The organism is Neisseria sp. P0009.S010 (assembly GCF_051958545.1).
In the GTDB taxonomy this organism is placed as follows: Bacteria; Pseudomonadota; Gammaproteobacteria; order Burkholderiales; family Neisseriaceae; genus Neisseria; species Neisseria subflava_A.
Genome location: NZ_JBQCVH010000005.1, coordinates 58385 through 81906, shown reverse-complemented (window position 1 = coordinate 81906; position 23522 = coordinate 58385). Strand labels below are relative to the sequence as shown.

19 protein-coding genes are annotated in these 23522 nt (G+C 46.7%); 12 read left to right on the top strand and 7 right to left on the bottom strand.

Annotated features, from left to right (window positions below):
* Positions 1 to 99: 99 nt before the first annotated feature.
* The 3 genes from pnp to ACTHSN_RS06530 all read right to left on the bottom strand — a co-directional run bounded on the left by pnp (position 100) and on the right by ACTHSN_RS06530 (position 4947).
* Positions 100 to 2220 (bottom strand): polyribonucleotide nucleotidyltransferase, encoded by a 2121-nt coding sequence (pnp, locus tag ACTHSN_RS06540; protein WP_003683274.1) that lies wholly within the window; start codon positions 2218 to 2220, stop codon positions 100 to 102.
* A gap of 236 nt (positions 2221 to 2456) precedes the next feature.
* Positions 2457 to 3320 carry a phosphoribosylaminoimidazolesuccinocarboxamide synthase gene (locus ACTHSN_RS06535; protein ID WP_070460812.1) on the bottom strand — a complete coding sequence of 288 codons (864 nt, stop codon included), beginning with the start codon at positions 3318 to 3320 and terminating at the stop codon, positions 2457 to 2459.
* Positions 3321 to 3483: 163 nt separating this feature from the next.
* Positions 3484 to 4947, bottom strand: coding sequence for a calcium-binding protein (locus tag ACTHSN_RS06530; protein ID WP_225905471.1), 1464 nt, complete (start codon positions 4945 to 4947; stop codon positions 3484 to 3486).
* Positions 4948 to 5392: 445 nt separating this feature from the next.
* On the opposite strand from ACTHSN_RS06530, the gene rfbD reads away from it, so the two are divergent.
* The 4 genes from rfbD to ACTHSN_RS06510 all read left to right on the top strand — a co-directional run bounded on the left by rfbD (position 5393) and on the right by ACTHSN_RS06510 (position 11618).
* Positions 5393 to 6256, top strand: coding sequence for a dTDP-4-dehydrorhamnose reductase (rfbD, locus tag ACTHSN_RS06525; protein WP_371459118.1), 864 nt, complete (start codon positions 5393 to 5395; stop codon positions 6254 to 6256).
* Positions 6257 to 6407: 151 nt separating this feature from the next.
* Positions 6408 to 9266, top strand: a complete 2859-nt coding sequence (gene uvrA / locus ACTHSN_RS06520; protein ID WP_371459117.1) for an excinuclease ABC subunit UvrA — start codon at positions 6408 to 6410, stop codon at positions 9264 to 9266.
* A 9-nt stretch (positions 9267 to 9275) separates the two neighbouring features.
* Positions 9276 to 10667 (top strand): AAA family ATPase, encoded by a 1392-nt coding sequence (locus ACTHSN_RS06515; RefSeq protein WP_371459116.1) that lies wholly within the window; start codon positions 9276 to 9278, stop codon positions 10665 to 10667.
* A gap of 12 nt (positions 10668 to 10679) precedes the next feature.
* Positions 10680 to 11618 (top strand): DUF4435 domain-containing protein, encoded by a 939-nt coding sequence (locus ACTHSN_RS06510; RefSeq protein ID WP_371459115.1) that lies wholly within the window; start codon positions 10680 to 10682, stop codon positions 11616 to 11618.
* Between the two features lie 207 nt (positions 11619 to 11825).
* Here the strand turns inward: ACTHSN_RS06510 and nrdD are convergent, their stop codons facing one another.
* The 4 genes from nrdD to ACTHSN_RS06490 form a co-directional block, all read right to left on the bottom strand.
* The gene (gene nrdD / locus ACTHSN_RS06505; protein WP_440365190.1) at positions 11826 to 13607 is read right to left on the bottom strand and encodes an anaerobic ribonucleoside-triphosphate reductase; all 1782 of its coding nucleotides are present in this window, start codon (positions 13605 to 13607) and stop codon (positions 11826 to 11828) included.
* A gap of 117 nt (positions 13608 to 13724) precedes the next feature.
* Entirely contained in the window at positions 13725 to 14234 is a 510-nt protein-coding gene (nrdG, locus tag ACTHSN_RS06500) for an anaerobic ribonucleoside-triphosphate reductase activating protein (RefSeq protein ID WP_219088627.1), read from the bottom strand.
* Between the two features lie 287 nt (positions 14235 to 14521).
* Entirely contained in the window at positions 14522 to 15664 is a 1143-nt protein-coding gene (locus ACTHSN_RS06495; RefSeq protein WP_440365189.1) for a THUMP domain-containing class I SAM-dependent RNA methyltransferase, read from the bottom strand.
* A 116-nt stretch (positions 15665 to 15780) separates the two neighbouring features.
* Complete coding sequence (locus ACTHSN_RS06490; RefSeq protein WP_070712691.1) at positions 15781 to 17172, bottom strand: nucleobase:cation symporter-2 family protein; 1392 nt, start codon at positions 17170 to 17172, stop codon at positions 15781 to 15783.
* A 336-nt stretch (positions 17173 to 17508) separates the two neighbouring features.
* Between ACTHSN_RS06490 and dapA the strand changes: the two genes are divergently transcribed.
* The 8 genes from dapA to ACTHSN_RS06450 all read left to right on the top strand — a co-directional run bounded on the left by dapA (position 17509) and on the right by ACTHSN_RS06450 (position 23511).
* Positions 17509 to 18384 (top strand): 4-hydroxy-tetrahydrodipicolinate synthase, encoded by an 876-nt coding sequence (gene dapA / locus ACTHSN_RS06485; protein ID WP_070460828.1) that lies wholly within the window; start codon positions 17509 to 17511, stop codon positions 18382 to 18384.
* An 81-nt stretch (positions 18385 to 18465) separates the two neighbouring features.
* Entirely contained in the window at positions 18466 to 19596 is a 1131-nt protein-coding gene (gene bamC / locus ACTHSN_RS06480) for an outer membrane protein assembly factor BamC (protein WP_049351545.1), read from the top strand.
* A 122-nt stretch (positions 19597 to 19718) separates the two neighbouring features.
* Positions 19719 to 19949, top strand: coding sequence for an NGO_0222 family membrane protein (locus ACTHSN_RS06475; protein ID WP_003679018.1), 231 nt, complete (start codon positions 19719 to 19721; stop codon positions 19947 to 19949).
* A gap of 9 nt (positions 19950 to 19958) precedes the next feature.
* On the top strand, positions 19959 to 20552 hold the full coding sequence (gene rdgB, locus ACTHSN_RS06470) for an RdgB/HAM1 family non-canonical purine NTP pyrophosphatase (RefSeq protein WP_070460830.1): 594 nt from the start codon (positions 19959 to 19961) through the stop codon (positions 20550 to 20552).
* Positions 20553 to 20627: 75 nt separating this feature from the next.
* Positions 20628 to 21218 carry a hypothetical protein gene (locus ACTHSN_RS06465; protein ID WP_234396210.1) on the top strand — a complete coding sequence of 197 codons (591 nt, stop codon included), beginning with the start codon at positions 20628 to 20630 and terminating at the stop codon, positions 21216 to 21218.
* Positions 21199 to 21561, top strand: a complete 363-nt coding sequence (locus ACTHSN_RS06460) for a thioredoxin family protein (protein WP_070460832.1) — start codon at positions 21199 to 21201, stop codon at positions 21559 to 21561. The genes ACTHSN_RS06465 and ACTHSN_RS06460 overlap by 20 nt, the downstream gene beginning before the upstream one ends.
* 96 nt (positions 21562 to 21657) lie before the next feature.
* Positions 21658 to 22833: a radical SAM family heme chaperone HemW gene (gene hemW, locus ACTHSN_RS06455; protein ID WP_070460833.1), complete on the top strand. Its 1176-nt coding sequence runs from the start codon at positions 21658 to 21660 to the stop codon at positions 22831 to 22833.
* Positions 22834 to 22968: 135 nt separating this feature from the next.
* Positions 22969 to 23511, top strand: coding sequence for an opacity family porin (locus tag ACTHSN_RS06450; RefSeq protein ID WP_049344773.1), 543 nt, complete (start codon positions 22969 to 22971; stop codon positions 23509 to 23511).
* Positions 23512 to 23522 lie beyond the last annotated feature (11 nt).

The following is a 23522-nucleotide window of genomic DNA, read 5'->3' as shown; positions in this document are numbered from 1 at the left end:
AAAGTAAAGGCAAACTCATTTTTAAATTCATCATTCAAATAAACAAAAGGCCGTCTGAAATTTTCAGACGGCCTTTTGTTTCAAGCTTGCACAATCAAATTATTCAGCTGCTTTCTCTTCGCGAGCAGGAGCTTCTAGCAAAGCTTTGATAGACAGGCGTACTCGGCCGCGATCGTCTACTTCCAATGCTTTCACGTTCACAACCTGACCTACTTGCAGGTAGTCGCTGACATTGCGTACGCGCTCGTGGGCGATTTGGCTGATGTGTACCAAACCGTCTTTGCCCGGCATCACGCTGACAATCGCACCAACGTTGTTGTCGAGGATTTTAACCACAGTACCTTCGTACACTTTGCCCACTTCCACTTCGGCAGTGATTTCTTCGATACGTTTTTTCGCTGCATCGCCTGCTTCTTGAGTAGTCGCAGCGATAGTGATGGTACCGTCTTCAGCGATGTTGATTTCAGTACCGGTTTCAGCAGTAATCGAACGAATAGTTTCACCGCCTTTACCAATCACATCACGGATTTTGTCTTGGTTGATTTTCATGGTGAACAAGCGTGGCGCGTGTGCAGACAGTTCTTGCGGGCCTGCAACAGCGGCTTTCATCTGATCCAAGATGTGCAAACGTGCTTCTTTGGCTTGAGCCAAAGCGATTTGCATGATTTCTTTGGTAATACCTTGGATTTTGATGTCCATTTGCAGTGCGGTCACACCTTCGGTTGTACCGGCTACTTTAAAGTCCATATCGCCCAAGTGGTCTTCGTCACCCAAGATGTCGGTCAGGACGGCAAATTTGTTGTTGTCCAAAATCAGACCCATGGCGATACCGGCAACGTGTGCTTTCAAAGGCACACCGGCAGACAACAGGCTCAGGCAGCCGCCGCAGACGGAAGCCATAGAGGAAGAGCCATTGGATTCGGTAATTTCAGAAACCACGCGCATGGTGTAGCTGAAATCTTCAGGTTCCGGCAATACGGCCAACAATGCACGTTTAGCCAAGCGGCCGTGACCGATTTCACGACGTTTTGGCGCACCTACGCGACCCACTTCACCGGTAGAGTATGGTGGAAAGTTGTAGTGCAGCATGAAGCGGTCGGTGTATTCGCCGGACAGTGCATCAATGATCTGCTCGTCGCGTGAAGTGCCCAAAGTTGCAACCGCCAAAGCTTGGGTTTCGCCACGGGTAAACAGTGCAGAACCGTGAGTGCGCGGCAATACGCCGGTTTGAATGTTCAACGGACGAACAGTGCGGGTGTCGCGACCGTCGATACGCGGTTGGCCGTCCAAAATTTGGCTGCGGACAACATCGGCTTCCAAGTGTTTGAAAATGCCTTTGATTTCGTTGGCTGCCAAAGTGTCGGTTTCTTCGGTAATCAACGCTTCTTTTACAGCATTCCAAGCTTCGTCCAATTTGGCAGAACGCGCTTGTTTTTGACGGATTTTGAACGCTTCTTTAATGGTTTCGCCGGCAATTTCGCGTACTTTTGCAACCAATTCTTCATTGGTTTCAGGTGCTTTCCAATCCCAAACTTCCGGATTAACTTCGTCGGCAAACTCATTGATGGCATTAATGGCCACTTGCATTTGATCATGACCGTAAACAACCGCACCCAGCATCACTTCTTCAGACAAGATGTCGGCTTCGGATTCCACCATCAACACGGCTTTAGAAGTACCGGCAACAACCAAGTCCAATTGTGATTTAGCCAATTCGGCTTTAGTCGGATTCAAAACGTACACGCCGTTTACATAACCTACGCGTGCCGCGCCAATCGGACCGGCAAACGGTACGCCGCTCAACACCAGCGCGGCAGATGCACCCAACATTGCAGGAATGTCAGAATCAATTTCAGGGTCAACAGACACCACCATCGCTACGATTTGGATGTCGTGATAGAAACCTTCAGGGAACAAAGGACGAATCGGACGGTCGATCAGACGGCTGGTCAGGATTTCTTTTTCGCTTTGTTTGCCTTCGCGTTTGAAGAAACCGCCGGGGATTTTCCCTGCTGCGTAAGTACGCTCAAGGTAATCGACAGTCAGAGGAAAGAAGTCTTGGCCTTCTTTCACTTCTTTGTTGGTAGTCACAGCAACCAAAACAACGGTGTCGCCCATGGATACTTTAACGGCAGCAGCGGCTTGGCGGGCGATTTCGCCGGTTTCCAAAGTAACGGTTTGATTACCGTATTGGAAGGTCTTAACGTGTTTATTGAACATTATTGTTCCTTTCAAAATACCGCACTGCTAAAACACTAATAATGCACACTAAAATCCGAATGTGCATAGTTAGGGTTTCAGACCGTGCGGCAGGTTATAAACAAGCTTTCAGACGGCCTTTAAGGCGCTGAAAACAACTCTCGATTATAAAGGCAACCATCCTTAAAATCCAGTATTTATACAATAAAAAGGCCGTCTGAAACATATCCTTTTCAGACGGCCTTCAAACTTAAAAATCAATCCTGAGTCAGCAAAGTCAATGCTTCCTGATATTTTTCGACTGTTTTTTGAATCACATCGGCAGGCACTTTAGGCGCAGGCGCTTTTTTATTCCAACCGCTTTGCTCCAGCCAGTCGCGGACAAATTGTTTGTCAAAAGACGGCGGATTGGTGCCGACTTTGTATTGGTCTGCAGGCCAAAAACGACTGGAGTCAGGCGTTAATACTTCGTCCATCAAAGTCAGCGTACCTTCTTCATCCAAACCAAATTCAAACTTGGTATCGCAAATGATAATACCGCGAGATTTCGCATATTCGGCCGCTTCTGTATAAAGCTGAATCGCTTTGGCGCGCACCTCCGCCGCCAATTCTTTTCCGATAATGCGTTCGCATTCTTCAAAGCTGATGTTTTCATCATGATCGCCAACTGCGGCTTTGGTCGATGGCGTAAAAATCACTTCGGGCAACTGTTGCGCTTCCTGCATACCTTCGGGCAGTTGAATACCGCAAACAGAGCCTGTCTTTTGATAATCTTTCCAACCGCTGCCTGCCAGATAACCGCGCACAATAGCCTCCACTTTCACCGGAGTGAGTTTTTTAGCCACGACGGCGCGTTTCTCTAAAACTTTAGCTTCGTTTTCAGGCAAAACATCGTAAACCGTATGGCCGGTAAAATGGTTAGGCATGATATGAGCCAGTTTTTTAAACCAAAAATTGGAAATCTGCGTCAGAATCTCCCCTTTACCCGGAATCGGGTCATCCAAAATCACATCGAATGCAGACAGACGGTCGGAAGCAACCATCAGCATACGTTTATCGTCAATTTCGTACAAATCGCGGACTTTGCCGGAGTAGATTTTTTTCAAGCTGATTTCAGACATTTCAGGTATCTCTTTAGTAGACAGAAGAATGCGGTATTTTAGCCCAATTTGGAATTTTTCGTCAGATTGTTTACAAAATAAAGGCCGTCTGAAACCTTATATTTTGGTTTCAGACGGCCTTATCCGTTGATTTCAGAGAAAAACCCTGAAAATCACCATCCTATCAGATTACAGAAACTTGAGTCTGATCTTGGATGTGGTTTACAGCAGACAGAGAGTAGTAGTCGCCGTGGCCAGTTACTTGGTAAGTGCTACCGTCAGCAAACTTGAAGTTTTCAACTTTGTGATTGTTACCAGTGAACCAGTCGTCGATGGTGATGCTGTCGTTAGTACCGACAGAAACAGTCAGATTAGCACCTGATTTGCTCAGCAATACGTCAGAAGCTGCAACGCCTTTACCGAACAACAGGGTGTCATTACCGCTTTCTTCACGGATAGTATCATGACCGTAACCTTTGTCGAAGAAGTAAGTGTCGTTACCGGTACCACCGATCAGGATGTCGTTGCCGACACCACCGTCGAGGTAGTCGTTACCGTCTTTGCCAACCAGGCAGTCGTCGCCGGCCAAACCGTACAGATGGTTGTTGCCGCCGTTACCTTCGATGTTGTTGTTCAAAGAGTTACCGGTACCGTTCAGGTTTTGCATACCTTGCAAGAACAGGTTTTCAACGTGATCGGTCAAGGTGTAGTCAATAACGGTACGAACAGTATCGATACCGGCTTGTGCATTGCCGTACTCGATAACTTGGTCGTTGGCATTGTCAACGAAATAAACATCGTTACCGTCGCCACCGCGCATGATGTCAGCACCTGAACCACCGTTCAGGTAGTCGTTACCGGCACCACCTTGCAGGTAGTCTTTACCTTCTTCACCGTACAGAGAGTCACCGTCGGCATCACCGTAAATGGTGTCATTACCAGCACCGGCGTAGATTACGTCTGTGCCGTTACCACCGTAGATGATGTCTTCGCAAGCAGTACCATAAATGGTATCTTTAGCATCAGTACCGCGGATAACGTTGCCGTCTTTGCAGTCTTCAGCTCGGATGACATTACCTGGGTTTTTGTCTTCGTGACCGTATGAGTTGTTTTGGTTATGGTCGTCAACACAGTCTTTGCAGTCTGGCTCAGGTTTCGGTTCTGGTTTAGGCTCTGGCTTAGGCTCAGGTTTTGGTTCTGGTTTAGGCTCAGGTTTTGGTTCTGGCTTAGGCTCAGGTTTTGGTTCTGGCTTAGGCTCAGGTTTTGGTTGAGGTTTTGGTTCTGGTTGCGGTTCTGGTTGTGGCTCAGGTTTAGGCTCAGGTTTAGGTTGAGGTTTAGGCTGAGGTCGTGGTTTTGGTTGTGGTGGTGTCGGTTTGATTGGATCACAGTTGTAAGGTGGGCAAACCGGAACACATTTGTAAACGGTGGTTTTTGCTGGTGGGCAGAAAGCCGCAATAGCAGAAACCAAACCAGTTACCGCATTAACTACTGACACGCCGACGCTGGCAATGCTAGCGATGCTGCCGATAGAAACAGAAGATTTTGCTGCAGGAGCGCAGTAGTAAGATGAGAAGGAAGCCTTAGGCGCAGGAGCGCAGTAAGAACTAACCAGGGGTCTAGCATAATACCCCCCGTAACAGTATGCCATAATAATTACTCCCAAAATAGTTAATAAAGATATTGAGCTGACGGAACGAGCAAATTCCGCCCTTGCTCAATTATTATTTTAGTAATATTTTGCAAAATATTTACTCAAAAATATCAAACGGTAGAATTTGCCGATAAAAGGACGGAGTTTCGCCTGTTTTTAAATTCCATTATCCTAGCAACAATAAAAACATTAACATTGATTCACATTCTCTCAAACAGCATAGATCCTTTATCTATCTTATTAAAAGCTGAACTTTAACTCTAGTTATAGTAAACAAACATAATACCAATAAATGGTTATTATTATGGATAGATAATATCGATAATTTGCCCAAATACAGCCGCCTCTGCATTTTGTTCTACGCCAATAATGTGAATTTGTCGTATTTACACTATAATGACACGAATACCTATTTAACAGCTATCAGAGGAGATACTCAACCATGCGTACTTTATTGACCGGAGCCAAAGGTCAGCTTGCCCGTTGTCTGCGCGACCGCCTGCCCGAAGATTGGGAACTGATTGCTACCGACTCTACTTCGCTAGACATTACCGATACCGAAGCCGTGCATCATATGATTAAAAACTTCCAACCAGATGCCATCGTTAATGCCGCAGCTTACACTGCCGTCGATAAAGCAGAAGAAAACGCAGAGGCTGCTTTTGCCGTCAACGCAACTGCTGTTCACAACCTGGCCGCAGCCGCCCGCGCCGCACACGCCCGCTTTATCCATATTTCCACTGATTATGTATTCGACGGCGAAGGCAAACGCCCTTACCGCGAAACCGACTATACCAATCCGCGCAGCACTTACGGTCAATCCAAAGTAGCAGGCGAACTTTTGGCTTTAGCCGCGCATCCGGAAAGTACAATCGTCCGTACTTCATGGCTGTTTAGCGAATACGGCAGCAATTTCGTCAAGACCATGCTGCGCCTTGCTAAAGAACGTGACTCCCTCTCCATTGTTCACGACCAAACCGGTTGTCCGACTTATGCAGGCGACTTGGCTCATGCCATCATCAGTTTATTGCAACAGCCCACTTCCCCACGCGGCATCTTCCATTACTGTGGCAACAAATCGGCAACATGGTACGAATTTACCAAAGCCATCTTTCAGACGGCCCACCAATTAGACGACAGCTTCCGCATTCCGGAACTGAACGCAATTACCACTGATCAATACCCCCTGCCCACTCCGCGTCCGGCATACAGCATTATGGATTGCTCACGTCTAGAGACCGAATTCTGTATCAAACCGTCCGACTGGCAAAAAGCCCTGCGCGAAATTCTCCGCAAAATCGACTGATAAGCTGATCCATCTATATCAAAAGCCGTCTGAAAACATATTTTCAGACGGCCTCTTTGTTTCTTTTATATCAAATGCTTTATCTATCCAGTCTGTCATTTGAAAAGTGCTACAATAGCCGTTTATTTTATTTTTCAGACGGCCTGACAATATGTGCAATCATCATCCCAAACATTCACACGATAATGACACCATCCGCATCCGCGGCGCGCGTACACATAATTTGAAAAATGTCGATTTAGACATTCCGCGCCACAAGCTCGTGGTGGTAACAGGATTGTCAGGCAGCGGTAAATCATCGCTGGCGTTTGATACTTTGTATGCCGAAGGGCAACGCCGTTATGTTGAGAGCCTTTCCGCCTATGCCCGTCAGTTTTTACAGATGATGGACAAACCCGATGTCGATTTAATTGAAGGCTTATCGCCCGCGATTTCCATCGAGCAAAAATCCACCAGTCACAATCCGCGCTCCACCGTCGGCACGGTAACAGAAATCCACGATTACCTGCGTCTTTTGTATGCACGCGTCGGCACGCCGTATTGCCCCGAACACAATCTGCCGCTATCCAGTCAAACCGTATCACAGATGGTCGATGCCGTATTGAAACTGCCGGAAGACACGCGCGTGATGATTTTGGCGCCGGCAGTGCGCGAGCGTAAGGGCGAGTTTGTCGATTTCTTTGCCGACTTGCAGGCGCAGGGTTTTGCGCGTGTACGCGTGGACGGCGAAGTCTATCAGCTTGACGAAGTACCGAAGCTGGAAAAAAACATCAAGCACAACATTGACGTCGTCATCGACCGCGTGAAAGTGAAGGCGGACATCAAGCAGCGGCTGGCGGAAAGTTTTGAAACCGCATTGCGCCACGGCAACGAACGCGCACTGGCGATGGAAATGGACAGCGGCGAAGAGCATTGGTTCTCCGCGCGTTTTGCCTGCCCCGTGTGTTCGTACAGCCTGCCCGAATTAGAGCCGCGCCTGTTTTCCTTCAACAACCCGATGGGGTCCTGCCCGACTTGCGACGGTTTGGGCAACACTAACTTCTTCGATCCCGAAAAAGTGGTTGCCCATCCCGAATTATCCTTAGCCGCAGGCGCGATTGACGGCTGGGATAAGCGCAACCAATTCTATTTCCAAATGATTCAGTCGTTAGCACGCCATTATGAGTTTGATGCGGATGCAGCATGGGAAACACTGCCTGAAAAAGTCAAAAAAGTTGTCTTGCACGGTTCGGGCAAAGAAGTCATCGACTTCACCTACCTGTCCGAACGCGGCACCACCTTCAACCGCAGTCATGCCTTTGAAGGCATCATCCCCAATCTCGAACGCCGCTACCGCGAAACCGACAGCGAAACCGTGCGCGAAAAACTGCGCGAATACCAAAACCACCGCGCCTGCCCAAGCTGCGGCGGAGCACGTTTGCGTAAAGAAGCGCGATACGTTTACGTCAGTGGCGAGCCGTTGCACGAAATCTCCGCCTGGCCGCTGACCAAAACCCACCAATTTTTTGAAACGCTGGATTTGGACGGCAACAAAAAACAAATCGCCGAAAAAATCCTTAAAGAAATCACCGAACGCCTCGGCTTCCTGATTAACGTCGGGCTGGATTACCTGAATTTAAGCCGCTCCGCCGAAACCCTTTCCGGCGGCGAAGCCCAGCGCATCCGCCTCGCCAGCCAAATCGGCAGTGGTCTGACTGGCGTAATGTATGTGTTGGACGAACCCTCCATCGGCCTGCACCAGCGCGATAACGACCGCCTGCTCGCCACCCTCAAACGCCTGCGCGATTTGGGCAACAGCGTGATTGTGGTCGAACACGACGAAGACGCTATCCGCGAAGCCGATTTCGTCGTCGATATGGGCCCCGGCGCAGGCGAACATGGCGGCAACGTACTGATTGCCGACACCCCCGAAAACGTCGCCAAATGCGAAAACTCCGTTACCGGACAATACCTCAGCGGCAAAAGATCCATTGCCGTGCCGTCAGAACGCACGCCCGTCAATCCCGACCGAATGCTCGTCCTCAAAGGCGCGCGTGGCAACAACCTTAAAAACGTTACCCTCGAATTGCCGCTCGGTTTGATTACCTGCATCACCGGCGTATCCGGCAGCGGCAAATCCACCCTGATTAACGACACCCTCGCCAAAATCACCGCCCGCGAACTCAACCGCGCCCAAGAAGAACCCGCCCCATACGACGACATCCAAGGCCTCGAACACCTCGACAAAGTCATCAACGTCGACCAATCCCCCATCGGCCGCACCCCGCGCTCCAACCCCGCCACCTACACCGGCCTGTTCACCCCCATTCGCGAACTCTTCGCCGGCGTGCCCCTCTCGCGCGAACGCGGCTACAGCGTCGGCAGATTTTCCTTCAACGTCAAAGGCGGCCGCTGCGAAGCCTGCCAAGGCGACGGCGTGATTAAAGTCGAAATGCACTTCCTGCCCGACGTGTACGTCCCCTGCGAAGTCTGCCACGGCAAACGCTACAACCGTGAAACCCTCGAAATCCAATACAAAGGCAAAAACATCAGCCAAGTCCTCGACATGACCGTCGAAGAAGCCCGCGAATTTTTCGACGCCGTCCCCACCGTATCGCGCAAACTGCAAACCCTGATGGACGTAGGCCTAGGCTACATCCGCCTCGGCCAGTCCGCCACTACCCTCTCCGGCGGCGAAGCCCAACGCGTCAAACTTGCCCTCGAACTCTCCAAACGCGACACCGGCAGAACGCTCTACATCCTCGACGAACCCACCACCGGCCTGCACTTCGCCGACATCGCCCTGTTGCTGGAAGTCATCGGCCGTCTGAAAGGCAAAGGCAACTCGATAGTGATTATCGAGCATAATCTTGACGTTATAAAAACGGCTGATTATATTGTGGATTTAGGACCGGAAGGCGGTGATGGTGGAGGGAGAGTTATTGCGGAAGGTAGTCCAGAAGAAATAATATCTCAAACAGAGGTTAGTTATACCGCTAAATATCTAAAAACAATCTTAGAAAAATTTTAGGAAACTACAATGAATAAACAATCATCTATATTAAATCAATTTAAATTAAAAAATGTTCATGGATACAAAGACTTTCTGATCAATTTTCATGAGGATGTAACAGTTATTCTTGCTGAAAATGGGTTTGGTAAAACTACTATTCTAATGAGTTTATATTACTTTATCTCAGGTCAATTCTCAAAACTCTTACCACTTCCATTTACTGAACTTGAGTTACAATTCGAAGATGGTGAAATTATTAATTTTAATAAGCAGCAAGCATTAACTATTGAGCCTAAATTAAAAGATCGTTTAATCCGACGGAATTTAAGGTTTCCACCAGAAGATATTAATATATCGAAAAACATCGATAAATTAGCTGTTTTATATTTTTCAAAGCAATCCCAATTAATTAAAGAGGATGATTTCTTTAAATTTTTATACATGAATACCCCATGGAGTGATGATGAACTATATGAAAAATTAGCAAATATATTTGATCAAATGATACAAAATGAATATATCAGTAACATTCGAAAGAAGATTAGTGAGCGATTTACTGATATCGATATATTATTACTTACTACCTATCGACGGATTGAAGCAACCGAAGAAGATTTACAATTTAACAATACCTTAGATGATTTTGAATCCATTAATTATTTTAATAATATTCGTAAAAGAAGATTTATAGAAGATAATGACCAACTAATTAATTTTGGCTTGTCAGATGTGGAAAAGCAATTAAATATTCTTACTAACTCTATAAAAAAAGATTTATTACAATCATATCAATCTCTCAGCAACAATATTATTGATACATTATTAGATGATCGTCCTGAAATAGTTGAAATTACTGATGAGGATAAAAAAACTATCAAGCTTATGCTTGAAAGGCTAGGAAATTATACTGATGACAAAATAAAACAAATCTTAGATGCTATAGATAATAATAAACATAATAACCCTCTTATTTATCTATTTATCAAATTAATTGATAGTTATAAGAAATCTAAAGACCAAGAAAATGCAATTGAGAACTTTGTTAATCTAATAAATGACTATTTTAGAATGAGTGATTTTAATGATAAATTAATTAGATTTGATAAAACAAAACTAACTGTGGATGTATTCAATACTCACTTAGAAGAACCTATTCAATTAGGTTCTCTGAGTTCTGGTGAAAAACAAATTATCAGTATTTTTTCAAAATTAATTTTAAATTTAGATAAAAAATTTCTAATTCTTATTGATGAACCGGAGTTATCATTATCATTAGAATGGCAGCAAAGATTATTGCCTGATATGTTAAAGCAGAATTCCTGTAATCAAATTATTGCTATTACCCATTCTCCATTTATATTCGATAATGAGTTTGATGCTAATGCAACTACTATTGAAATTAAAATAAATGGCAAATAAATGGTATTTAAGATGAATAATAGAATTGATACAGTACGGAATAGTAGGACTAAGGCAGTTGCTTATTTTGCTAAATATTTGACAAAAAGAACATCTAAAAAAATTAGTTTTATATTTGAAGGGCAAGAGTGCCCCTCGTTCTACCTTCCATTTATAAAACAATACCACTTCACTGAGAATGATTTTTTTCATGCATTTGTAGAAGGGAGAGATAATGTAATATCTTTTCGTGAAATCCAACATAAAAATCCTACTACAAAAAATGACCATATTCTTTATTTTATAGATAAAGATTTTATAAAGCCAAGAATTAATGTAAAAAAATTAGACATATACATCACTGATAGATATTCTATAGAAAATTATTGTTGTGAATGGAATGTTATTAGTTCATTAATCCAACAAACCTTTGGCTTAAATTTATTATCTGAAGAAGATAATGACGTATTATTAGATATTAAAAAAATATTTACGGATTGTTTCGAAAACTATCTTACGCTTACACACAGGGTGCAAGAAATAATTTTTATTTGTCGCCATGAGAAAATTTCATGTACCTTATGTGATTTGAAAGAATTTATAGACTTTAAAAATAACTCACAATTTATTATATCAAAAAAAATTAATCAAGATATAGAAATATTCAATAAATTCAAAATATTGAATAACAACAATGAACATTATAGAATTAAAAATTCAAAATTTAGACAAAATTTTAGTAATTTAAACAAATATACTGAGTGGCGAGGAAAATATCATATACAATTCTTAACTAAATTCTTAGATTTCTTAGTCTTTGCTAGAGAACATGGGGTAACTCCATTTCAGAAAAGGAACAATACATCCACAATTATTCAAACAAAAAATATCATTTCTATTCTTAGTAATCATTGCAGCATTCCTTTATCATTAAAATTATTTCTTGAATCAAAATTTAATAATAAGCCGTAGCCTGCATACTCAACCCACTGCGTGCGTGGCTGCGCCACACACCCTACCTGCGAATCACACGGAACTTCAAAATATTAAAGTATCAAGCATTGTTGTTTAATTTAATTAAAATCATGAAGTTGAAAGAGTCAGCCTATCTAAACATACTAAAGGCCGTCTGAAATTTCAGACGGCCTTTACTTTTTTAAGTAATCCTTTTTTCAATGATTACGCCGCTTTACGGTGATAATGTCTGAGCGCATGTTCTTTGCGACGACCGCTACTGAATGCAGATACGCGTTTCAGGTAGCCGATGACGCGGGTGCCGTAGTCGATGTCGTGGCTGCCGCAGGCAGAGCAGGCATGCAGGGTGCGTTTGTCGATATGGCCGCATTCGTTGCAGATGGTGATGCGCACGTTCACGCAGAAGTAGTTGCAGCCGGTTTGTGCGGCGATGTCCAAGAGTGAGCGGTAGCCGGATTCGGGCAATGCTTCGTCAAGGTTCAGGTGCAGCGCGGAACCGCCGTCGAGCCAGTCCACCAGTTCTTTGCCGTGCAGCAGGAATTTATCGAGCGCGTTGATTTCTTCGTCTTCGACGACGTAGAAATAGGAGTTGTAGCATTCGCGGCTGACTTTGTAGCCGTCGGCTTTGTCCCATTTGGCGTTTTTCACGCCGAGGTTTTCGGCGGGGACAAACTCGGTGTTGAACTTCACACCGTAGTGCTTGCTGGCGGCTTGGTTGGCTTCGAATATGGTTTTCAGACGGCCTTGGACGAAGTTGATGTAATCGTCGTTATAGCCGACTTTGATGCCTTGCGATTTGGCTGCTTCCGCCATGCCGTTGATACCGATGGTGAGGAACTGTTTGTCCAAAGTGATGAAGCCTGCATCGTAAACGGGCAGCATTCCGGCGGCTTGGTATTCTTCCATCAGTTTGCGGTAGGCGTATTGGTATTTGTGGATTTTGGCCACTTCGGCGGCAAGGTCGCGCCCGTCTTGTTCCAACCGGTTCATGTTGATGGTGATGACGTTGATGGAACCGGTCGCCACGCCGCCTGCGCCGAGGGTATAGCTAAAAGTGCGGTCTTCAATGGCGTTGCGCAGACGGCAGCAGGAAGCCAACGAATCGGGGTTGTCGGAAAGATAAACGAAGAAGGAATTTCCTTCCGCCAATTCTTTCGCCATTTCGTCGGCGAACACGGTGTCTTTGCATTTGCCGCCATCGGTCAGCATCGCGGCGGTCACGACAGGGAAAGTCAAAACGGCTTTGGTGCGCTCCTGATTGAACCATTTGAGGAAGAAGTTTTGCAGCTTCGCCACGCTCGCCCACACCGGTTTGCTGAAATCGGGGAAGACGAAATCGCCGAACATCGCGTCGAAATAGTATTGATCGTAAACGGAAATATTCCAGAATACGCTCTGATAGCCTCGCGCGGCGGCGGGCTGGTTGATGCTGTACACCACCTGCTGCATGTGGTTGGCGATTTCTTTGCCGTGGGTTTCCAAATAATTGTCGCCGTAGTCTTTACGGGCGAAGTAGTCGAAATAAGTCAGAAATTCCACCGTCGCCACCGCGCCGGCAAACTGCGCGCTGATGGCAAACACAAGGTTGATAAACGAGCCGCAAAACGAAGCCAGATGCTGCGGCGCCTTAGATTCGCCGCCGAGTTTGCTTAAGCCGTCGAGCAGGAAAGGATACAGCGTAACCGACACACAGTAAGGCTTGAGGCTGGTTTCGTCATGCACATAAATCTCATGTGCCTCAATCTGCCGGATGTATTCGTCGGCGACGGATTGGTCGAAAATTTCGGCGATTTTGCGCGACACTTGGGCACGGTTAATCTGCACGAAAAAGTCTTTCATGATTTCCGCTTCCATCGTGGCGATGTTTTTTTGCGTTACGTTGGCATTGGCATCCATTTTCGAGCCGTCCGCCGCGTTTTGCGCGCTGATGTAGTCGCGCATGAATTGTAGTTTTCCGTTTAACTGTTCGGGATGCAGCCGAATCATGTTAATTCTCCTGTATGGTTTGGTTGATTTATCAAGTAATGACGGTCAGGCCGTCTGAAACATCGCTGTCAGCGAATACAATAAATTCAATTTAAATCAGTGCAATACAGCATTGAGCTAAATTGAAGCCACTGGAAAAACTTTGGGCGCGGGTTTGTCTTTGACAAACAAGCGGTTCAACACCTCGCCCGTACGCAAATCGATAAACTTCTGATTGGTGGTCGGGCTGTCCAAACCGCCCAGCTCCATCTGCCAACGGCCGGTTTTCAGATACGTCAGATAAGGCAGGATGCCGTCTGAAACCGTCTCCAGCTCCTCGCGATCCAAGCCAGTGTACAAACAGGCTTTCAAACCTTCCTGAGCAACAATAGCCAGCATTTTCTGTAAGGCTTTCGGTTGCCATTCCCCGCCCATAAACAACACGCAGCTAATTAGCCCGCGATAGCGTTTCAGACGGCCTTTTAAATAATCCTCGGTCAATTCCGTGCCAATACCCTCTTTCCATGTATCGGCACTGTGGCAACCTTTGCAACGCAACGGACAACCGGAAAACAGAAACGCCAGCGACACTTCACCCGGCACTTCCTGCCAGACAATTTGTTCAACTGTAAATTTCAAGCTACTCATTGCAATACTATAAAACACAATATATGGTGCAAATTAAAACACAAGACTACTAGATATGGTATTTTTATTTAACAATGTATTTTACCCATACAATAGATTTTTATTATTTATCTGATTGTCTATTACTATAAAATAGTAGTTTTAAGCCAATAAAAAGGCCGTCTGAACACGATTCAGACAGCCTGTAATTAAAAAAAGAAAAGCAAACTCCGTTATAACAAAGACAGTTTTAACAAATCAAAAAAGGCCGTCTGAAATCATCTTTCAGACAGCCTCAATTTCAGGTTTTAGCCCCGATTCGAGCCTTTAACCATATCCATCAAAAACAATCGGCAATCCAAGTTACCATTAAACAGCGGAATTTTACGCTTCGGAGAAAGGCGCATAAATTTCGGCATATCGCGATCGCCGGTAAACATCCCAGCCAGCCAGCCTGCGTAGTGCTGTTTCAACCATGTGCCCAGTTGCGGATAAAGAGCCTGTAAAGCCTGAATTTCGGCAAGGCGCACGCCATAAGGCGGATTGGAAATCATAATGCCGTGTTCGCCGTTTGGTCGAGCGTCTTGCGCATCTTGCACATCAAAACGGAGGAAATTATCCACTTCGGCGGCTTGAGCATTGGCCAATGCGGCGCGGATCATATAACGGTCGTTGTCGCTGCCGGAAATTGGCGCGGCTGCCGGTTTGATTTGTTTTTCAGCTTCACGGCGCAGGGCTTGCCATTTTTCTTTGTCGAAGTTTTGCAGTTTTTCAAAACCGAAACGGCGCATCAAACCCGGCGCACGGTGTGTCGCAATCCATGCAGCCTCAATGGCAATCGTACCGCTACCGCAAAACGGGTCTTGGAAAGGCTGCGTACCGTCATAGCCTGCCAAAAGCAGCAAACCTGCCGCCAAGTTTTCCCTCAATGGGGCTTCGCCGGTATCCTGACGATAGCCGCGTTTGAAGAGTGCTTCGCCGGAAGTATCGATAAAGATTTCCACATTGCGTTCATCGATAAAGGCATGGATGCGGATATCGGGGTTGATTTTACCCACGCTCGGACGCGCATCATAAATATCGCGGAAGGCATCGCAGACGGCATCTTTGATTTTCAAACCGACAAAATCCAAGCTTTTCACATTAGCGCGCTTGCCTTCGACTTTGACTTTAAAGGTCTGCTCCAGCTTAAACCAACCTGTCCAATGGAGATTTCGTGCCAATTTGTAGATATCGTGTTCATTGCGATAACCACCTTTGGTCAAGCGCAGCAAAACACGGCTGGCAACGCGCGAATACAGGTTGATGCGATACACCTGCTCCATCGTGCCTTTACATGCCACACCGCCGTCAACAGCGCGGATATCCTGACATACCATATTTTCGAGTTCCTGCGTCAAAGGCACTTCCAAACCGCGAGGACAAGTGATAAAAAGTGAATAAACCGTCATATAAAACCTTTCCGGGTAGAGCTATCCGAACCACTCGGATAACAAATAAAAACAATATTATAGCCGAAAAACCAAAGGCCGTCTGAAACTTCAGACGGCCTTTGAATAAAGCTTGCTTAGTGATCCAAACTGTCGGTTTCAACCTTAACCGCTTTATCGGTTTTATCTTCCGGCAAAACCAAGTTCAACAATACCGCCATAATACCGCCTGCGGAAATTGAGTTTTGGAACAATACCGGCAGGTTTTTGAACACTTCCGGCTCAAACGCCACGCCCAAACCCAAACCGACAGAAGTAGCCGCGATGACCGCTTCACGACGGCGAATACCGTGGCTAACCAAAATCCGCACACCGGCAATCGCAATCAGACCAAACATCAACACCATCGCACCACCCAAAACCGGACTCGGAATCGTGGTAAACGCGCGGCCGATGACAGGGAACAAGCCCAACAATACCAAAATCGCCGCAATATATTTGCCCACATGACGCGAAGCCACGCCTGTCATTTGAATCACGCCGTTATTTTGCGCAAAAGTGGTCAAAGGCAAAGAGCCCAACGCAGTCGCAATCACAGACACCAAACCATCTGCCAATACGCCGCCGCGCAGGCGTTTGGTGTATTCCTCACCCTCAATCGGCTGCTCGGAGACCATTGCAGTCGCCGTCAAGTCGCCCACTGCTTCAAATACGCTCAACAAGAAAATCGCACCGGCAACGATAAACGCGTGCCAATCAAATGCGAAACCATATTTAAACGGAACAGGCAGGGTAATCAGCGGCAAGTTTTGCAGGGCAGAAAAATCTACTTTGCCCAAAAACAGCGCAACAATATAACCGACAATCAAACCCACCGCGATGCCGCTCATACGCAGCAATGGATTTTTCAAGCAGTTGAAAACCAATACAATCAGCAACACCAGCGACGCCAGCCCCAAGTTTTCCATCGAGCCGAACGTACCGTCTGCTTTCGCACCGAAGCCGCCGCCGAAATCGGTAATACCGACATGCACCAAGCTCAGGCCAATCAGCATGACGACCACGCCGCTTACAGTCGGCGTAATCACTTTTTTCAAATAAGGCAAAAGCCAAGCGGAGAAGCACACCAAAAACGCGCCGACAAAGGACACGCCCAGAAGCGTTGAAATCATCGCATCTTCAGTCAAGCCGCCCTCTTTCATACCGGTACCGAGTGCAATCATCACGGTAACAAAAGAGAAGTTGACCGACTGAATCGACAACATACCCGAACCGACCGGCCCGAAACGGTTGACCTGCAAATAAGTACCGACACCGGAAGCCACCATCGCCATCGACACCAAATAAGCCGTCATTTCAACCGGCAGCTCCAATGCCCCACCGACAATCAGTGCCGGAGTAATCATCGGAACAAAAATCGCTAGAAGGTGCGTAACCGCACTCAACAACGCATTCCCAAACGGCGGCTTATCTTCCAAACCATAAACCAAATCAAGCGGTTCCGCTTGTTTTTCAGTCATTCCGGCCATGTTGAACCTTCTCTCAAGAATCGTTAAAAAATATTAAGATGCGTATTTTAACCAATTTGAAATGTATCAGCAAATTCAAAACCATCAGGCCGTCTGAAAGCTCCGCCCAATCGTTTTCAGACGGCCTCAAACCGCCTTAACACATTTTAATTCTTGACATCATTTTTCCATCTTAAAACAAACAAACCAATGATTTAAAAATGTATTATTCATTAAGATAATGACAAGTCACGATTAAACGGCCCGGCCTCATAGCGGATATGTTTCACACAAACAACAAAGTAAGCTACAATCCGATGAATAATCCACCCACACCATAAAATTAAAGGTTTCCGTATGTTAAAAGGCAGTCTGGTTGCCCTGATTACTCCGATGAATCAAGACGGCAGCATCAACTACGAACAACTTCATGACTTAATCGACTGGCACATTGAAAACGGCACCGACGGCATCGTCGCAGTCGGTACCACCGGCGAGTCAGCCACCCTGCCTGTCGAAGAACATTTGGCCGTTATTGAAGCCACTGTCAAACACGTCAACAAGCGCGTTCCCGTTATCGCCGGCACAGGCGCCAACAATACTGTCGAAGCCATCGCCCTTTCCAAAGCAGCCGAGCAAGCCGGTGCGGACTACACCTTATCTGTTGTTCCCTACTACAACAAACCTTCGCAAGAAGGCATTTACCAACATTTCAAAGCCATCGCCGAAGCCACTTCGATTCCGATGATTATTTATAATGTTCCCGGCCGTACCGTCGTGAGCATGAGCAACGACACTATTTTGCGTTTGGCCGAGATTCCGAATATCGTCGGTGTGAAAGAAGCCAGCGGCAATATCGGCAACAACATCGAATTGATCAACAGCGTTCCTGAAGGTTTTGCCGTGTTCTCCGGCGATGACCCTACCGGCCTGCCTTTCATGCTGTGTGGCGGTCATGGCGTGGTAACCGTCGCAGCCAACGTTGCACCGAAACTCTTTGCCGATATGTGTCGAGCCGCCCTTGAGGGCGATATTGCGACCGCCCGTCGTCTAAACGAGCAACTTATCCCAATTTATAACACCATGTTCTGCGAGCCCAGCCCGGCCGCGCCCAAATGGGGCCTGAGCTTATTGGGCAAATGCGAACCCCATGTTCGTCTGCCTTTGGTAGCACTGACCGAAGCCGGTCAAGCCAAAGTCCGAGCCGCTCTGGAAAAATCAGGACAAATCTGATCCGGAAATAAGGCCGTCTGAATTCCAAACACCCTTTTCAGACGGCCTCCCTGTTAAGAACTCCATCCACAGGAAAACAAGATGACCTATATCAAACCCATCGTAGTAGCCCTCGCCCTGATTAGCATGACTGCCTGTTCCGGCAGCAAAAAAGAACAACCCAAACTCGACTATCAAAGTCAATCACACCGCTTGGTCAAACTGGAAGTACCACCTGATTTGAACAACCCAGACCAAGGCAACCTCTATCAATTACCGGCAGGCAGCGGTGCCGTCCGCGCCAGCGACTTCAACAAACGCCGCACTCAAGCTGTACAACAACCTGCCAATGCAGAAGTCTTGAAATCCGTTAAAGGCGTACGCCTTGAGCGTGACGGCAACCAACGCTGGTTGGTTGTCGATGGCAAATCACCTCGCGAAATTTGGCCTTTGCTGAAAGTGTTCTGGCAAGAAAACGGTTTCGACATCAAATCTGAAGAACCTGCCATCGGCCAAATGGAAACCGAGTGGGCAGAAAACCGAGCCAAAATCCCTCAAGACAGCCTGCGCCGTCTGTTGGACAAAGTCGGCTTGGGCGGTATCTACTCTACCAGCGAACGCGACAAGTTCATCATCCGCATCGAACAAGGTAAAAACGGTTCGACCGACATCTTCTTCGCCCACAAAGGCATGAAAGAAGTTTATGCCGACCGTAAAAAAGACACTACGATGTGGCAACCGGGTGAAAACGACCCTAACCTCGAAGCCGCATTCCTCGCCCGCTTTATGCAATATTTGGGCGTTGACGGTCAGCAAGCCGAACAAGCCCTGACCCAAAGCGTTGCTGCCCGCAGCAATGCTTCTGAATTGGCGCGTGTGGACAACGGCACTCTGTTGCTGGCAGGCGATTACGGCCGCAACTGGCGCCGTACCGCCCTTGCGCTTGACCGCATCGGCCTGACTGTTATCGGTCAAAATGCCGAACGCCGCGCTTTCTTGGTTCAACAAGCGCCAACTGAAGGCGAAGCAGTTGCCAATAAAAAACCGGGCCTGTTCAAACGCGTATTTGGCAAAGGCAAAGCAGAAGCGCCAAAAACGTATCCTGAAATCATCGTGTATGTTGAGCCTATCAACAATGGCGCACGCCTCCATCTGTTGAACAAAGACGGCAGCCCATACAAAGGCAGCGATGCCTCCACATTGCTGAGCCGCCTGCACACAGAATTGCGTTAATCCGTTATTCGACTTAAGGCCGTCTGAAATATTCAGACGGCCTTTTTAACGAATCCGGCATGGTTTCAAATTCCCAATCTGACGTTATAATCAGAACATTTTTCCCCCTTACCCAAGCTGCCATGACCCGACAAAAAGCCTATCTGCTCCTGACCGCCCTGTTTACCCTGATGTTTATCGTACTGATTCTGTTGGGTGCTTATCTTCTGAGCATTCACAGCAAACAATTTGCCGTTGCCGCCTTTCTGTTTGCCTTTGCCGCCGTTTTTGCCCAAATCGGCAGCCTTGCCCTTTACATCCGCCACAAAGCACGCGCACAAATGGCTCGTATGCAGCAAACCGAAAACCATTAAGGAAAAACCATGTTTGAAAAAATCGTCCTTGCCAGTGGCAACGCAGGCAAACTCAAAGAATTTTCCCGCCTCTTTGCCGACTTAAACATCGAAGTCCTGCCGCAATCGCAGTTCAATACGCCCGAATGTCCCGAGCCGTACCATACCTTTATTGAAAATGCCCTGGCTAAAGCACGTCATGCCGCCCAATACAGCGGCTTACCGGCACTTGCCGACGACTCCGGCATCTGCACCAACGCCTTAAACGGCGCACCCGGTATTTTCTCCGCACGTTATGCAGGCGAAAACCCCAAATCCGATGCCGCAAACAACGCCAAACTCTCTGCCGATCTTGCCGATAAAGACGACAAAAGCTGCTACTACGTCTGCGTCCTTGTCCTCGTCCGCCACGAAAACGACCCGCAACCCATCATCGCAGAAGGCATCTGGCGCGGACAATGGCAGACCGAGGCAGCCGGTACAAACGGCTTCGGCTACGATCCACATTTCTATCTGGCCAAACATGGTTGCACCGCTGCCGAGCTTGATCCTGAAATCAAAAATGCCGAAAGCCACCGCGCCCAAGCATTGCGTGAACTATTAAGAAAAATCGAATCCTTATAAATCAATAATAGGCCGTCTGAAAACCTGAAACGTTTTTTTAGATGTTCTAAATCCAACAAATAATGAAAGAAATCCATGTCCCCTAAGCAAATCCTGATTGTCGCCATCCGCTTGGTCGTTTTAATCGGCATCGTACAAACACTTGGCGGCATTGCTACCATATTCGCACAGTCAGAAAGCATGTATGACAGCAAACAAATTCCGCCCGTACTGATGTTCTACGGCTTGTATTTAATTGCATGGCTGCTGCTATGGTGTTTCCCTGCCACCATTGCCAACCGCCTGTTGCCCGAACATCTGCAAACCGTACAGGAAGCCCCAAAACACCCTGCACCATGGCTGACGACCGGTATTGTATTAATAGGCATATATACTGTTTTCCAAGCTATCCCCGACCTAATTTACCAGTTCTCTCTCTCTATCTTTTTGTACAGTCTATTGCTATCGACACACATACATCCGTTTGGGCGGACCTCGGCGCACAAAACCAAGCCGGCATACTTGCCAACATCGCGCAGCTTTTTATCGGCATTTTCCTGCTATTCGGTGCACCCAAACTCTCATCTTGGATGCAAAAAAGACTTTAACTACATAAAAACCAAAGGCCGTCTGAAACCTTCAGACGGCCTACCTTACATTCATTCCCATGCCCAAGCCCTCACCTGAAGAATTGGCAGCCTTTGCAAAACACGTTGCTGCCTTCATCCCAACCACACCTGACGAACTTCTGCAACTCATTGACAGTCAAGAAACTGCTATCGTCTTTTTAGGCAAACCAAGCTGTTCATACTGTCGCCGTTTTGTTGCAAAACTGTCTACCGTTTCCTTAAACAAGCAGTTTACCATCCGCTTTACAGACAGCAGCAACAAAGCGGCTTTAAAAACTTTTCGTGAACAACACGGCATCAAAACTGTTCCCGCATTACTCAACATCTCACAAGGCAAAATAAAATTTGTCTGCAATTCCAAATTATCAGAAGAAGAAATTGAAGCTTTTTTGAGCGCTTAGACTGCGCAAATTTCCTACTGATTACTTTCCCGGCCGACATTTCAGTTAAAATAAGGCCCTAAAAATTTCAGACGGCCTCAAGCCTCAACACATATCATGACCCAAATCACCTTCCAACGCCCCGGCCAGCTAACCGCCCTACCTCCTTTATCACTCTATATCCATATTCCTTGGTGCATCAAAAAATGCCCGTATTGCGACTTCAATTCCCACAGCCTGAAAAACGGCCTGCCGGAAGAAGCCTATATCGATGCCCTATTAACCGACCTGCAGCTTGAGTTGCCGAATATTTGGGGCAGACCGGTGGAAACCATATTCTTCGGCGGCGGTACGCCCAGCCTGTTTCAAGCGGAATCGATTGACCGTTTGTTAAGCGGCGTGCGCTCACTGTTGCGCTTGCAACCCGAAGCGGAAATTACTTTGGAAGCGAACCCCGGCACATTTGAAATTGAGAAGTTTCAAGGATTTAAAGACGCAGGCATTACGCGTCTGTCTATCGGCGTACAAAGTTTTAACGACGATATGCTTGCTCGATTGGGACGCGTTCACAACGGCAAAGAAGCCCTGACAGCCATTGATACTGCCTTGAAATTATTTGAAAAAGTCAATATCGATTTGATGTATGCCCTGCCAAACCAAACGGTTCAGACGGCCTTAAACGATGTGCAAACCGCTATTGCAACAGGCGTATCGCATATCAGCGCATATCATCTGACCATGGAGCCGAACACACCTTTTGGTCATACGCCGCCAAAAGATTTGCCGCAAGATGAAGCAGCATTGGATATTGAAGATGCCGTACACGGCGCGCTGGAAGGCGCAGGCTTTGTCCACTACGAAACATCGGCTTTTGCAAAAGCTAATATGCAGTGCCGCCACAATTTGAACTACTGGCAGTTCGGCGATTATTTGGGCATCGGCGCGGGCGCACACGGCAAAATTTCCTATCCCGACCGCATCGAGCGAACTGTCCGCCGCCGTCATCCCAACGACTATCTTGCCACCATGCAGAGCAATCCGCATGAAGCAGTTGAACGCAAAACCGTTGCCGCCGAAGACCTTCCATTCGAATTCATGATGAACGCCCTGCGCCTGACCGACGGCGTACCTGCCGCAATGTTGCAGGAACGTACCGGCGTACCCACTGCAAAAATCATGGCACAAATCGAAACCGCCAGACAAAAAGACCTGCTTGAATCAGACCCGACCGTGTTCCGCCCGACCGAACAAGGCTGTTTGTTCTTAAACGATTTGTTACAGTGTTTTTTATAAGTGCGATTTTACAACAGCTGACACATTTTTAGATTTGCTTAATTTTCCACAAGAAAATACAATCAGAATAATTGTTGGGAATGAACAATCCCGGCGATTATCCACTACTCCTAATCCTACATTAAGGACAAAACAATGAAAAAAGTTCTGGTAACACTGATTGCTCTTTCCCTGCCTGCATTTGCATTGGCTGATGAAACCAAAGGTTTTTATGTTCAGGCTGATGCTGGTCATGCTACTGTAAAACTGGGTGGCGCATCAATTAAAGGCTTTAGCCCTCGTATTTCTGCAGGCTACGATTTCGGCGATTTCCGTGTTGCTGCCGACTATACGCATTATAAATCTGCAAAGATTAATGTACCTTCGGTATATGCTGAGGCTAAATATCACAGTGCCGGTGTATCTGCTATTTATGATTTTGACCTGCAAGCTCCTGTAAAACCTTATGTAGGTGTTCGCCTGGGTCTTAACCACTCTACTCATAAATATCAAACAGCCGAACAAACAGCTGAACGTAAGGATACTAAAATTGGCGTAGGTGCAATGGCTGGTGTAAGTTATGATGTAACTCAAAATGTAGCACTGGATGCAGGCTATCGCTATAACCACTGGAGCAAGATCAATAACGTTAAGCTCCATTCCCACGAAGTATCTGCCGGTGTACGCGTAAAATTCTAATATTTAAATAC